At 40.7% G+C, this 13,998-nt stretch carries 14 protein-coding genes; 11 read left to right on the forward strand and 3 right to left on the reverse strand.

Going from position 1 to position 13,998, the window contains the following annotated elements:
- The 11 genes from HMPREF9188_RS05315 to HMPREF9188_RS05365 all read left to right on the forward strand — a co-directional run bounded on the left by HMPREF9188_RS05315 (nucleotide 1) and on the right by HMPREF9188_RS05365 (nucleotide 11,304).
- Nucleotides 1–468 (forward strand): hypothetical protein, encoded by a 468-nt coding sequence (locus HMPREF9188_RS05315; RefSeq protein ID WP_000817463.1) that lies wholly within the window; start codon nucleotides 1–3, stop codon nucleotides 466–468.
- The gene (locus tag HMPREF9188_RS05320; RefSeq protein WP_000533840.1) at nucleotides 461–1,477 is read left to right on the forward strand and encodes a hypothetical protein; all 1,017 of its coding nucleotides are present in this window, start codon (nucleotides 461–463) and stop codon (nucleotides 1,475–1,477) included. Before HMPREF9188_RS05315 ends, HMPREF9188_RS05320 begins: the two co-directional genes overlap by 8 nt.
- A 590-nt stretch (nucleotides 1,478–2,067) precedes the next feature.
- Nucleotides 2,068–3,528, forward strand: a complete 1,461-nt coding sequence (locus HMPREF9188_RS05325; RefSeq protein WP_009730143.1) for an aminotransferase class I/II-fold pyridoxal phosphate-dependent enzyme — start codon at nucleotides 2,068–2,070, stop codon at nucleotides 3,526–3,528.
- A complete protein-coding gene (gene speE, locus HMPREF9188_RS05330) occupies nucleotides 3,529–4,389 on the forward strand; it encodes a polyamine aminopropyltransferase (protein ID WP_009730144.1) in 861 nt (286 codons plus the stop codon). It begins immediately after the preceding gene.
- On the forward strand, nucleotides 4,386–5,645 hold the full coding sequence (locus tag HMPREF9188_RS05335; protein ID WP_009730145.1) for a saccharopine dehydrogenase family protein: 1,260 nt from the start codon (nucleotides 4,386–4,388) through the stop codon (nucleotides 5,643–5,645). The genes speE and HMPREF9188_RS05335 overlap by 4 nt, the downstream gene beginning before the upstream one ends.
- Nucleotides 5,645–6,772, forward strand: a complete 1,128-nt coding sequence (gene nspC / locus HMPREF9188_RS05340; protein WP_009730146.1) for a carboxynorspermidine decarboxylase — start codon at nucleotides 5,645–5,647, stop codon at nucleotides 6,770–6,772. The genes HMPREF9188_RS05335 and nspC overlap by 1 nt, the downstream gene beginning before the upstream one ends.
- Nucleotides 6,769–7,854 carry an agmatine deiminase gene (gene aguA / locus HMPREF9188_RS05345; protein ID WP_033588908.1) on the forward strand — a complete coding sequence of 362 codons (1,086 nt, stop codon included), beginning with the start codon at nucleotides 6,769–6,771 and terminating at the stop codon, nucleotides 7,852–7,854. Before nspC ends, aguA begins: the two co-directional genes overlap by 4 nt.
- A gap of 9 nt (nucleotides 7,855–7,863) precedes the next feature.
- Nucleotides 7,864–8,739, forward strand: coding sequence for an N-carbamoylputrescine amidase (gene aguB / locus HMPREF9188_RS05350; protein WP_009730148.1), 876 nt, complete (start codon nucleotides 7,864–7,866; stop codon nucleotides 8,737–8,739).
- A gap of 144 nt (nucleotides 8,740–8,883) precedes the next feature.
- Nucleotides 8,884–9,621, forward strand: coding sequence for a TraX family protein (locus HMPREF9188_RS05355; RefSeq protein ID WP_009730149.1), 738 nt, complete (start codon nucleotides 8,884–8,886; stop codon nucleotides 9,619–9,621).
- A gap of 106 nt (nucleotides 9,622–9,727) precedes the next feature.
- Nucleotides 9,728–10,426, forward strand: coding sequence for a response regulator transcription factor (locus tag HMPREF9188_RS05360; protein WP_009730150.1), 699 nt, complete (start codon nucleotides 9,728–9,730; stop codon nucleotides 10,424–10,426).
- On the forward strand, nucleotides 10,426–11,304 hold the full coding sequence (locus HMPREF9188_RS05365) for a sensor histidine kinase (protein WP_009730151.1): 879 nt from the start codon (nucleotides 10,426–10,428) through the stop codon (nucleotides 11,302–11,304). The genes HMPREF9188_RS05360 and HMPREF9188_RS05365 overlap by 1 nt, the downstream gene beginning before the upstream one ends.
- Nucleotides 11,305–11,342: 38 nt before the next feature.
- Here HMPREF9188_RS05365 and HMPREF9188_RS05370 read toward each other — a convergent pair whose 3' ends face one another.
- The 3 genes from HMPREF9188_RS05370 to HMPREF9188_RS05380 all read right to left on the reverse strand — a co-directional run bounded on the left by HMPREF9188_RS05370 (nucleotide 11,343) and on the right by HMPREF9188_RS05380 (nucleotide 13,971).
- Nucleotides 11,343–12,098 carry an ABC transporter permease gene (locus tag HMPREF9188_RS05370; RefSeq protein ID WP_000581981.1) on the reverse strand — a complete coding sequence of 252 codons (756 nt, stop codon included), beginning with the start codon at nucleotides 12,096–12,098 and terminating at the stop codon, nucleotides 11,343–11,345.
- A gap of 10 nt (nucleotides 12,099–12,108) precedes the next feature.
- A complete protein-coding gene (locus HMPREF9188_RS05375; RefSeq protein WP_009730152.1) occupies nucleotides 12,109–13,017 on the reverse strand; it encodes an ABC transporter ATP-binding protein in 909 nt (302 codons plus the stop codon).
- 144 nt (nucleotides 13,018–13,161) lie between these two features.
- Entirely contained in the window at nucleotides 13,162–13,971 is an 810-nt protein-coding gene (locus tag HMPREF9188_RS05380) for a Cof-type HAD-IIB family hydrolase (protein ID WP_009730153.1), read from the reverse strand.
- Nucleotides 13,972–13,998: the final 27 nt, after the last annotated feature.

Raw genomic sequence — 13,998 nt, forward strand, 5'->3', positions numbered from 1 at the left:
ATGAAGCGTGATATAAAAAAATATTATCTCTACCGATTTCTGGACCATAGATTTGAAAAACTCTCTTGTAAGAATCCAAGTCTCAAGGAAATAAAACCAGAGAAGAGAGAAAAAATCGTTCTAGAGGCTACTCGAACTAGTCAAAAGATTATTCTAGTCCTTGGAATTCTTTATGTTTTGCTATATTCTGCTATGTTCATTTACCTAAGGCTCAATGATTTTCAAAATCCCTTATTGACTTGGTTTACTGATTACATCGACTATTTAGGGGCACTGATAAACGGAGAATGGGGCAGTAGTTGGCGTCAAAAGAAAGCTAGTTTTTTGATGATTGCTCTAGTGGCTTTACCCATTGTGCTGATAGAAGGCGGCCCCTTCTTCTTGCTGGTTTTATTGATTGGGAATTGGGTACTAAAGAGTAAGATAAGATTTGAGAGAGAACATAAAGGAGTAGAGAGCCATGGGTAGAACAGTGATTATAGGTACTTTAATTGCTTTTGCAATCTTTAATCTGCTGCTAGGTCTGGGTTTCTATCTCTTTCTAAAAAAGAGGAAAGAGAATGGACAGTCATTGTACGAAACTCCTGTAAATCAACAAACTCGAACAGAAAAACTGGGTCTAGGCGAGATTTTGGTCTACCTGACACTGATTGCCATCGCAGGGATCTTTGCCTTTCAGACCTTAAATAGAGGCGGTGTTGGGAATTCTATTTTAGCCAAAATGATCCTCCTACCTGCTCTAATGGCCCTTTTCAATGCAAGAAAACGAACTGGGAAGTCTATGCTTGCCCTCCTTATAACTTTGATGGTCTTTCTAGTAGGAGTCACGTTTAATCTCACGATTGGTTTGCCACCTCAAGCACCGATTTTACAAATTAATGAAAGTAAAATCATTTTAGCTGAAACTAAATCCAGTGAGCTGATGGACGCTGGATTTGACCTCTATGTAAGACAGGGCGATGGTGGTAGCGATTATGAAGACCTCCTGACAAGTAACAGTTTCCAAAAGTATCCTGGAGATAAAACAGTTACCATCGAAAAAGGCTTCAGGCTTGATAGCAATGCTGTTCCTTACGCTCCCTATCTCCTAGCAAAAGATGGCATAGTACTGGGCAGTATTTCCTTTTACGGTGCTGAGGACCATGATGTGGCTATAGAAGATTCTAAGGTTATTCAGGTTCGATTTAACAAGGACAGTATTGAGGCAGCGAAAAAACATTCTATTACTTTCAAATTAAATGAACTTGACTTGACTACACGACTGGATGTTTCGCTTGTTCAAGAAACTTTCAAGAAGCATCTATGGTCAATTCCACCATCAAATACAAGTGATGTCACTCAACTATGGTATGGATTAAAGTGGTCCAGCAACAGTGATTCGCTATTTTGGAATGAGTACTATGGTCTCATCCGCCTAGATGAAAATTATATGATGACTGATTTTGAACTAGCTGTTCAAGTAGCACGAGATAAGTAGATAAGATTTTGAATAACTGACTATACTTACAATTCAACAAAGGAACTAATCGATTTAGTTCCTGTTTTTGTTTTTTGATTTCAATTTAAAACGATTCCTTTTTATCGTTAAATACCATTTTGCGAACAAAAAAAGAAATTGTTTAAAAAAGTTTCTCAAAATCCTTTACAAGCTCTTATAAACATGATATAGTTATAAGGCTTAGAAAATGAGATGATGTTTTCTAGCAAATATAAACCCGAGTAAAAAATGCCTACGGACAGGTAGGGTTGAATGCCGAAGCGTGGTTGAAAAGCCACATTATTGATAGGGTTAAAAGCCTACTTTTATAAGTTGATGTTAGGACACTTGTCCTAATTCATAAATTTTAGTGTGGTGAAAGCACACGTCATCTTGTGAAACGATCAATAAAGTACGTAATATTTGCTACTAGAGAGTTAGGAAACATCAGGAACAGACATACTCAACAGAAACCAAAATACAAACGTCAGAAGATTGCAGAGCAGGTGAAAACCTGCTCTTTTTTCATAAGTCAACCTTTAGTCGCCTTTATCTTCTTGAGGTGCTAAAATACGGTAAAGGAGTATGTCTTGAAGAAGTTAGATCAAAACCAAGCCCCTATTTATGAAGGTCTGATTAAGTTACGAAAGAAAAGGATTGTTCCCTTTGATGTACCAGGTCATAAACGCGGACGGGGAAATCCAGAACTTGTTGAATTGTTGGGAGAAAAATGTGTTGGCATTGATGTCAATTCTATGAAACCCTTGGATAATCTAGGCCATCCCATTTCGATTATTCGAGATGCAGAGGAGCTGGCTGCGGATGCTTTTGGAGCAGCGCATGCCTTTCTCATGATTGGTGGAACAACATCATCTGTTCAAACTATGATTCTTTCCACCTGCAAGGCTGGAGATAAGATTATTCTGCCGCGTAATGTTCACAAATCTGCTATCAATGCGCTGGTTCTATGTGGTGCCATTCCCATCTATATCGAGATGAGTGTAGATCCTAAAATTGGCATCGCTTTAGGTCTTGAAAATGACCGTGTTGCACAGGCCATCAAGGAACATCCGGATGCTAAAGCTATCCTAATCAACAATCCTACCTACTATGGTATTTGTTCAGACCTCAAGGGTTTAACGGAAATGGCTCATAAAGCTGGCATGCTGGTTTTAGTAGATGAAGCTCATGGAGCGCATTTGCATTTTACAGACAAATTGCCACTATCTGCTATGGACGCTGGCGCTGATATGGCGGCGGTCTCCATGCATAAGTCTGGTGGGAGTTTGACCCAGAGCTCCATTTTACTTATTGGAAATCAGATGAATCCTGAGTACGTTCGTCAGATCATCAACCTGACCCAGTCTACATCTGCCTCTTACTTGTTGATGGCAAGTCTTGATATTTCACGTCGTAATCTAGCTCTTCGTGGTAAAGAGTCTTTTGAGAAGGTTATTGAACTATCCGAGTATGCTCGTCGTGAAATCAATGCTATCGGTGGTTACTATGCCTACTCAAAAGAGTTAATAGACGGTGTGTCGGTCTGTGATTTTGACGTGACCAAGCTGTCAGTCTACACTCAGGATATTGGCTTAACAGGTATCGAAGTTTATGACCTCCTGCGAGACGAATATGATATTCAGATTGAGTTTGGGGATATTGGCAATATCTTGGCTTATATTTCCATCGGCGACCGTATCCAAGACATAGAGCGTCTGGTCGGTGCTTTGGCTGATATTAAGAGACTCTATTCAAGAGATGGAAAGGACTTGATTGCTGGAGAATATATCCAACCAGAGTTAGTGCTGTCTCCTCAGGAAGCCTTCTATTCAGAGAGAAGAAGTTTAACCTTGGATGAGTCTGTTGGACAGGTCTGTGGGGAATTTGTCATGTGCTATCCTCCAGGGATTCCAATCCTAGCACCAGGTGAACGTATTACACGAGAAATTGTGGATTATATCCTATTTGCCAAAGAACGTGGTTGCTCCCTCCAAGGGACGGAAGATCCAGAAGTCAATCACATCAACGTTATTGATAGAAAGGAGAACTAGATGGATTTATGGTTTTCTGAAGTTCATACTCCAGATGTGAAACTGTCCCTGAGAACAGCCAAGCAACTCTACGCTGGTAAGAGTGAATGGCAGGATATAGAGGTATTAGATACACCAGCTTTTGGAAAGATATTGATCTTAAATGGGCATGTCTTGTTTTCAGATGCAGATGATTTTGTTTACAATGAAATGACCGTCCACGTACCCATGGCTGTCCATCCTAATCCTAAGAAAGTTTTGGTTATCGGGGGTGGTGATGGCGGTGTTGCCCAAGTTTTGACACTGTATCCAGAATTGGAACAAATCGATATTGTAGAACCGGATGAGATGCTGGTTGAAGTCTGTCGTGAGTATTTCCCAGATTTTGCTGCAGGGCTAGATGATCCTCGTGTTACCATTTACTACCAAAATGGACTACGCTTTTTGCGAAACTGTGAAGATGACTACGATATTATCATCAACGATGCGACAGATCCATTTGGACATACGGAAGGGCTCTTTACCAAGGAATTTTACGGAAACAGTTTCAGGGCCTTGAAAGAGGACGGAATCATGATTTACCAGCATGGGAGTCCCTTCTTTGACGAGGATGAGTCAGCTTGCCGAAGCATGCACCGCAAGGTCAATCAAGCCTTTCCAATCAGCCGGGTCTATCAGGCGCATATCCCAACCAGTCCTGCTGGCTATTGGTTATTTGGATTTGCTTCGAAAAAATATCACCCTGTCAAAGATTTTGACAAGGAAGGCTGGAAAAAACGTCAGCTTTTCACAGAATACTACACTGCAAACTTACATGTGGGTGCCTTTATGTTGCCTAAGTATGTAGAAGACATTTTAGAAGAAGAGGAAGGAAAAAAATGAGTCGTTTATTAGTTATTGGATGTGGGGGCGTTGCCCAAGTTGCTATTTCAAAGATTTGCCAAGATAGCAAAACCTTTACAGAGATTATGATTGCTAGCCGTACCAAGTCAAAATGTGATGACTTGAAGGCTAAACTGGAAGGTAAAACAAGTACAAAGATTGAGACAGCTGCCCTTGACGCTGACAAGGTAGAAGAAGTCATTGCCTTGATTGAAAGCTACAAACCAGAAGCTGTTTTGAACGTAGCACTTCCTTATCAAGATTTAACCATCATGGATGCTTGCTTGGCAACAGGTGTCCACTATATCGATACCGCCAACTATGAGGCTGAGGACACAGAAGATCCAGAATGGCGCACCATTTATGAAAAACGTTGCAAGGAACTTGGTTTTACAGCCTACTTTGACTACTCATGGCAATGGGCTTATCAAGAAAAATTTAAAGAAGCAGGCTTGACAGCTCTTCTTGGCTCTGGTTTTGACCCAGGTGTGACCAGTGTCTTTTCAGCTTATGCTTTAAAACACTATTTTGATGAAATCCATTATATCGACATTTTAGACTGTAATGGTGGGGATCACGGTTATCCATTTGCAACAAACTTTAACCCAGAAATCAACCTCCGCGAGGTTTCTGCGCCAGGTTCTTACTGGGAAGATGGAAAATGGGTCGAAGTTGAAGCTATGTCTATCAAGCGTGAGTATGATTTCCCTCAGGTTGGTCAAAAAGACATGTATCTCCTTCACCATGAAGAAATTGAATCATTAGCCAAAAACATTCCAGGTGTTAAACGCATTCGTTTCTTTATGACCTTTGGGCAATCTTATCTAACGCACATGAAATGCTTGGAAAACGTTGGTCTCCTTCGTACGGATGCTATTAACTTTAACGGTCAAGAAATTGTGCCAATCCAATTTTTGAAAGCCTTGCTTCCAGATCCAGCCAGCCTTGGTCCACGAACAGTTGGTAAAACCAATATCGGTTGTATCTTTACAGGTGTCAAAGATGGCGTTGAAAAGACCATCTATATCTACAATGTTTGCGACCATCAGGAATGTTACGCAGAAGTTGGTTCACAGGCAATTTCATACACAACAGGTGTTCCTGCCATGATTGGGACCAAATTAGTGATGAATGGTACTTGGAAACAACCTGGGATTTACAACCTTGAAGAGTTGGATCCAGATCCATTCATGGAAGCTTTGAATGAGTACGGATTGCCTTGGGTTGTGGTAGAAAATCCACAAATGGTGGACTAATGAAGTTAGAACAAGTACCAACACCTTCTTATATCATTGACTTAGGAAAATTAGAAGAGAATTGTCGCATTCTTCAACAAGTTCAGGAAGAAGCCGGTTGCAAGGTTTTACTGGCCCAGAAGGCTTATTCACTCTACAAAACCTATCCCTTGATCAGCCAGTATCTGTCTGGTACGACGGCTAGTGGTCTCTATGAAGCTAAGCTCGCTAGAGAAGAATTTCCGAGGGAAGTCCATGTCTTTGCGCCAGCTTTCAAGGATACGGACTTGGAGGAATTGCTGGAGATAACGGACCATATCGTTTTTAACTCTGAGAGACAGTTGCGTAAACATGGTGCTCGTTGTCGAGCGGCTGGTATCAGTGTCGGTTTGCGCATCAATCCTCAATGTTCAACGCAGGGTGACCACGCGCTCTACGATCCTTGTGCACCTGGCTCCCGTTTTGGAGTTACCCTAGACAAGATACCGAGTGATTTGCTGGACTTGGTAGACGGCCTTCATTTTCATACCCTTTGTGAGCAAGGGGCAGATGATTTAGAGACAACTTTGAAAGCTGTAGAAGCGCAGTTTGGTCCTTATTTACATGAGGTCAAATGGCTCAATATGGGTGGCGGCCACCACATTACAAGAGAAGACTATGATATCGATTTGCTGATTTCTGAAATCAAGCGTATCCGAGAAACTTACGATCTTGAAGTCTATATCGAGCCTGGTGAAGCTATTGCGCTCAATGCGGGTTATCTAGCAACTGAAGTATTGGATATTGTAGAAAACGATATAGAGATCTTGGTTTTAGATGCCTCCGCGACCTGCCATATGCCAGATGTACTTGAAATGCCCTATCGTCCACCTTTGAGAAATGGATTTGAACCGCAGGAAAAAGCCCATACCTATAGACTTTCTTCCAATACCTGTCTGACGGGTGATGTGATTGGTGATTATAGTTTTGAAAATCCAGTCCAAATCGGTGATAGACTTTACTTTGAAGACATGGCAATCTACTCCTTTGTCAAAAATAATACCTTTAATGGTATTGGATTGCCAAGTCTCTATCTTATGGACGAGCAAGGTGACTGCAGCTTAGTCAAATCCTTTGGCTATCAAGATTTTAAAGGGAGATTATCATGATGGACAGTCCCAAAAAATTAGGCTATCGCATGCCAGCAGAATACGAGCCCCATCATGGCACCCTCATGATATGGCCAACTCGACCAGGTTCATGGCCCTTTCAAGGAAAGGCTGCCAAAAGAGCATTTAGCCAAATTATAAAAAACATAGCAGAAGGGGAAAGAGTCTATCTCTTGGTGGATCAGGCCCATCTATCTGAAGCCCAATCTTATCTTGGAGACAAGGTTGTTTATTTAGATATTCCGACAAATGATGCATGGGCGCGTGATACAGGTCCGACGATTCTTGCCAATGATACAAGAGAAAAGTTGGCAGTTGATTGGTCTTTCAATGCCTGGGGTGGTGCAGTCGATGGACTCTACCAAGATTATGAAGATGATGACCAAGTAGCCAGTCGCTTTGCTGAGGCCTTGGAAATGCCTGTTTACGAGGCTAAACCTTTTGTACTGGAAGGTGGAGCGATACACAGCGATGGTCAAGGAACCATTCTTGTAACTGAAAGTTGCTTGCTTAGTCCTGGTCGCAATCCTCATCTCAGTAAAGAGGAAATTGAAAACACCTTATTAGAGAGCCTGGGCGCTGAAAAAGTTATCTGGCTGCCTTACGGTATTTATCAAGATGAGACAAACGAGCACGTTGATAATGTAGTAGCCTTCGTTGGTCCTGCAGAGCTTGTTCTAGCTTGGACAGACGACAAAAGTGATCCTCAGTATGCCATGTCTGTAGCCGACCTTGAGATTTTAGAGAAGGAAACAGATGCAAAAGGTTGTCACTTCACCATTCATAAATTGCCAATCCCAGCGCTTCATCAAGTTGTAACCGAAGAGGATTTGTCAGGCTACATCTATGAAGAAGGGGAAGAAGAGCGTTATGCAGGTGAACGTCTTGCAGCTTCCTATGTCAATTTCTATATTGCAAACAAGTCTGTCTTAGTGCCACAATTTCAGGATGTAAACGACCAAGTGGCCTTGGATATCCTCAGCAAGTGTTTCCCAGACCGTGAAGTGGTAGGAATTCCAGCCAGAGACATTCTTTTAGGTGGTGGAAATATCCACTGTATCACCCAACAAATCCCAGAATAGGAGAAAAAGATGAGAAATGTTAGAGTTGCAGCGATCCAGATGCAATGTGCCAAGGAGGTGGCAACAAATATCCAAACAGCGGAACGTTTAGTTCGCCAAGCTGCAGACCAAGGCGCACAAATCATTCTCTTACCCGAGTTGTTTGAACGTCCCTATTTCTGTCAGGAACGCCAGTATGACTACTACCAGTATGCCCAGTCGGTGACAGAAAATACCGCCATTCAGCATTTTAAAGTGATTGCCAAGGAACTACAGGTTGTTCTACCGATTAGTTTCTATGAAAAAGATGGGAATGTCTTATATAATTCTATTGCTGTCATTGATGCAGATGGAGAGGTACTAGGCGTTTATCGGAAGACCCACATACCAGATGACCATTATTATCAAGAAAAGTTCTATTTCACGCCTGGTAACACTGGTTTCAAGGTCTGGGATACTCGCTACGCTAAGATTGGTATTGGCATCTGTTGGGATCAATGGTTCCCTGAAACAGCGCGCTGTCTTGCTCTGAATGGTGCTGAATTGCTCTTTTACCCAACCGCTATCGGTTCAGAGCCTATCTTAGATACAGACAGTTGTGATCACTGGCAACGTACTATGCAAGGGCACGCAGCAGCTAATATTGTCCCAGTCATTGCAGCCAATCGTTACGGTTTGGAAGAAGTCACTCCTAGTGAGGAAAATGGTGGACAGAGTTCCAGTCTTGACTTCTACGGTTCCTCCTTTATGACAGATGAAACAGGAGCTATTCTAGAGCGAGCTGAAAGGCAAGGTGAGGCTGTTCTGTTAGCAACTTATGACCTTGACAAGGGAGCAAGCGAACGCCTCAACTGGGGACTGTTTCGAGATAGAAGACCCGAAATGTACCAACGAATTACGGACTAGAAGGTAAATTTCATAATAAACTTTTGATATTCACGCCTGTCTTACAAAAATGTAAGATAGGCTTTTTAAATGTAAGATGGGTGTACGATTATATGTGGAAATGTATGCTATACTCTATGTAGATTAAAAAGAAAGAGGTTTATTATGAAAAAATGGAATGCGACGCAGTTGAAGTATCTGATGGTAGCAGTAATGGTTCTAGACCATATTCCGCATATTACCGGAATCGTTTCTCCTCTGTGGGAAGGTATTTTCCACGCCTTGACCCGTTGTGTGGGAGTTTGGTTTGCGTATATGGCTATGGAGGGATTCATCCATACTCGAAATCTTAAAGACTATCTTATCCGTCTCTGGAGTGGGGCGCTTATCATGTTTGCTGGAAATAGCCTCCTCAATACCCTATTTGCATCTAAAGGGGTAATGGTCAATAATAACATTTTCTTGACTTTGGCCATCGGTGTCACCATGCTTTGGATTGGTTTTCCCAGAAAAGAATTGGATAAAAAAGAGAAGTTGTGGCGACGAATTGGAGTTGCTGGTCTCTTGATTTTCGGTTGTCTTTTTACTGAGGGTGGCATCACCGTTCTACCATTTCTCTTGATTAGTTACTCTTGTCGGAATCGCAAGGGCTTGCGAAATCTCCTCTATGCCTTTCTGTGGGCCTTCTTGTTAGTGACTTCCATCCAAATTTACGACACTTGGCACCAAACACTGGAAATGATGCTTTTCAATTCTGACTGGCTCTTTATCACCGTATTTCCTTTTATGGCCTTGTATAATGGACAGCGAGGAAAAGAAACTAATTGGAGTAAATATTTCTTTTATATTTTCTACCCAGCTCATCTATGGATTATAGCCTTGATTGCCTATTTGGTTAAGTAGATTCAATATTCATTAGCTCCTTCTTGCTTAAAATGTGAGAGGAGCTTTTCTGTATCTGGAATTCCCAACAAAACATGTTATAATAGTTTTAGAAAGGACGAGGTTTATGGCGAGCATACTTGTAATTGAAGATAATAATGAAATCCAGGAAATTTTAAGAACCCTTCTTGCAGAGGAACATGAGGTGATTCAAGCATTTTCTGGTACAGAAGGTATAATGCAATTTGATAAAGGTGGCATTGATCTCGTTTTACTAGATATCATGCTCCCTGGGAAAAATGGCGACCAAGTCTTGCAAGCTATTCGACAAACTAGTCAGACTCCGGTCATCATGCTTACTGCTTTGGGTGATAAAAAGCTCATCAGCCAATATCTCTTAGATGGTGCCAATGATTATGTAGTAAAACCTTTTGATTTGGACGAAGTCTTTGCCAGAGTCACTGTGCAATTACGCCAAAGTGGTGAACATCAGTCAGAAAATCGAATAAATGATGAAAATTCGGTGCAAAACTTTAAAACTATCCAGTTCGATGTGGATAGTTTTGAAATAAGTAGCGCGACTGAAACCATTCGCCTCGCTAAGAAAGAGTGCCAGATTCTCCAAATGTTGCTCCGTCATCCTAAAAAAATCTTCACCAAGGAAGAACTCTATGAATTGATTTGGGAAGAAAGTTACCTGCCTGGAGACAATACGCTCAACACCCATCTAAGCAATCTCCGTAAAAAACTGCACCAACTGGATACGAATCACGAATACATTGAAACCATTTGGGGGGTTGGTGTTCGATTAAAAGGAGACAAATAATGAATTACATTTTGATATCAATATTACTCCTTACTAACATTATTTTGTCGATTTCTTTGATTCGCTATCATATAGCAATTAGAGATTTAAGCAGACAAATTGAAGAAAAGATTCGCTCTGGTAGCATGAAGAGGATCGGTGTAAATTTCTTTTCAAAGACCATTTTGCGTCTACATAACCAAATTGAGAATCTATTTCAAGAAGTGGAGCAAAATCAGCTAATCATGAAGCGTGAAAAACGCACCCTAGATATGGCAATCAGTAACATCGCTCATGATATTCGGACACCTTTGACAATCGCTTCAGGATATACTCAGCAACTAATAAAACACCCCGATAATAGTCAGGAAACTTTAAGCAAAATAGCCCATCATCAGGATTTGGTTTCCAAACGTTTGGAAGCTCTTCTTGAATATCGTCATTTGATGGAAGGAGCAGTCAAACCGAAACTGGAAGAGCTTGATTTATCAACTTTTATAACGAAAAAGACTTTAGCCTATTACGACGTTTTTCAATCTTCACGTATTGTTCTTGATTTTAACGTCGAACCAGGATTGAAAACGACGACTGATGAGGACTTGCTTGATCGAATTATACAAAACCTCCTTGGAAATGTTCTCAAGCACGGCAAGGAGAAGGCTCGACTTTCTTTGAAAAAGGAAGAAAAAGGACTTGTTTTGGAAATAGATAATCTAGTCAAAAAACCTATTAAGAATATAGACAATCTCAGTAATCGTTTTTATTCTGAAAATATGTCGGATACAGAAGAATCCTCTGGTTTAGGTCTTTATATTACTGAGGAATTAGTTCATCTTCTTGGAGCGGATATGAAGCTAGCCACTGATGGAGAATGGTTTTCAGTCTTTATTTATTTTTAACAGAAGAAACCTCCTCTATATTCTAGAGGAGGTCCTTTTTATAAGCTTTTCTTCTTGAAAATAATCAGTCCACTGAAAGAGAAGAAAAGTATGACCGTTACGCAAACCGTGATGGTATAGAGAATAGATTGACTATTACTAGTCATAGCATAGGCAAAATCTAGGATTAAATATCGTAGAATTTCAATGTCTGGGAAAAGAAGCATTGGCGTAGAAAGAATGATAGAACTAATCAGATAGCCGATAAATACAGCAAGATAAGAATGAGTCAGGTAGAGAATAAAGGAAACAATCGAAAGCCAAGCGAGAAGGCAGAGAAATTGAAGGGAAATGGTTATCAATAGATTGCCAATAAATCCATCAGGCATGGTCCCAAATCCATTTAAGATAGTTGCTGGAATAAAGGCAATAACAAGGCTGGCGATGAGTTGTAAGAGAGCAATACTTGCTAGAACAAAGGATTTAGCAAGGAAAAACTCTGTACGAGAAACGCCAACTGTCAAACTATTTTTATAGAGTTTGCCGATTAAATCAACTCCAAGAACGAGGCATGTCAGGACGATGCAGAGAAAAACGAGGTTTGAACCATTGCTAGACGCGTTGATAAGAGCTTGGACCCCGTCCCAACCTTTGGTCGGAAATTCTGTTTCAGGTGTAGTATTTACTGACATTAGATGTCCTGTAGCTCCTATTGTTGCGCCCATTAGCATGAGAGCAAAGAGAATGAACTCTGTAATCCAGAATCCTTTGGAGCGAAAGAGACGGTAAAAATCTGCTCGAATGGTATGTATCATGATTTTTCTCCTATTCTACCAATTGTGTGAAGTATTCTTCTAGGTTTTGACGGGCAAAGTATATCTCATCAATAGCAACATCAGCCAAAGTTAGTTGCTTAAGAATCTGTTTGACATCTTGTTCATTTCCAAAGATATGGATTTCATTTTCAGGGTTCACAACCTTAAACTGGAGCTGGATTTGTTCTTTCAATACCTGACAAGCTCTTTCTTTATCGCCTGTTCTAAGCACAATATAATCCTCACTCAGTGTTTCAAACTCAGCTTTACTGATTTCACGGATAATCTTACCTTGATCCAGAATACCAAAGCGATTAGCTAAGAGATAGAGTTCTGACAAGATATGGCTAGAGATGAGGATAGTTATGCCTTTTTCTTGATTGAGTCGCTGGATCATGAGGCGAAATTCTTTGATCCCAATTGGGTCTAGACCGTTAATGGGTTCATCAAGAATCAGGAAATCAGGTTTGGATAGAAGCGCAATGGCGATACCAAGTCTTTGTTTCATTCCTAGCGAGAAATCACGGAAGACTTTTTTACCTGTATCTGACAAACCTACATAATCCAGTGTTTCTTGAATGACTTTATCAGCATTTGGAATGTGACGTATCATACAATAATATTTCAGATTCTGGTATGCTGTTAAGTGATTATGGGCTACAGGTGATTCGATAACTGAACCTACTCGAGATAGAGCTTTGGTCCATTCATTTTGTTCTTGACTAGAAAAGAGGGAAATAGTTCCTTTATCCGCAAACAGTAGTTGTGTAATGATTTTGATAAGAGTAGTTTTACCTGCTCCGTTTTTTCCAATTAAACCATAAATATCTCCCTCTTTTATCGTTAGACTAAGATCTTGAAGAATAGCTTGTTTACCAAATTCTTTGGTCAGTCCATGAATTTCGAGTACTGTTTTCATGATTTTCTCCTTTTGATTTATTTTTCTAACTTTAGTATAAGCTATAGAAATCAAAGAAAGCTCAAGTATTTCTAAAGAGTTTCTAAAGTTTTCTGATTTTTAAAATGTCAAAAACCCAGTTAAGGATTTAACTGGGAATTTTCTCTATAAAATATATTTCTCAATCGCACGCGCAACGCCGTCTTCTTCGTTGCTAGCTGTAACGTCATTAGCAAGGGATTTGACATGGTCGCTGGCATTTCCCATAGCAATACCAAGCCCTGCAAACTGGAGCATTTCGATATCGTTATTAGCATCGCCCATGGCCATGATTTCTGAGGAATCAATCTTCAAAATCTCAGCTAGTCGTGAAAGAGCAGTAGCCTTGGTCGTTCCAAGGGGCATTGCTTCATAAATGACAGGCTGCGAACGAACTCCACTGAATCGTTGGCAGAGTTCCTTGGCAAAATGCTGCTCAAAATCGTCTGTTTGCTCTTCGTTGCCCAAAAACATACCTTGGAACATCCGATATTTGCCACTAGTGGCTTCCTCAAGGGAAATTTCAGTCAGGTCTGAAAAGACTAGCTTGGCATCATTTTGAACAATTTCATTTGGCTTACCACCGAGGACAAAATAATGTTCTTCATCAAAAAGAGTCAACTGGACGTCGCTTTTTTCAGCCAGGTCATAGAGGTATTCAATGTCAGCTGGACTGAGTTCTTGCCAGTCAACTAGACTCCAGTCACTAGTCTGGTGAGTTGAGCAACCGTTATTGACAATGACATACTCATTCTGGAGATCAAGACCCAGTTTTTTGTAATAAGGAAGAACACCGAAAAGCGGTCGACCCGTACAGAGAACCAATTTGACGCCTTTTTCAATAGCCTGGTGAATGGCAGTAATGTGGGCTTGTGGGATTTCCTTGGCTTCATTAAGGAGGGTTCCGTCCATATCCAAGGCTAGTAGTTTAATCATAAGACTTCCTTTTCTATGTGTTTTGCT

It is taken from the genome of Streptococcus sp. F0441 (genome assembly GCF_000314775.2).
Classification (GTDB): Bacteria; Bacillota; Bacilli; order Lactobacillales; family Streptococcaceae; genus Streptococcus.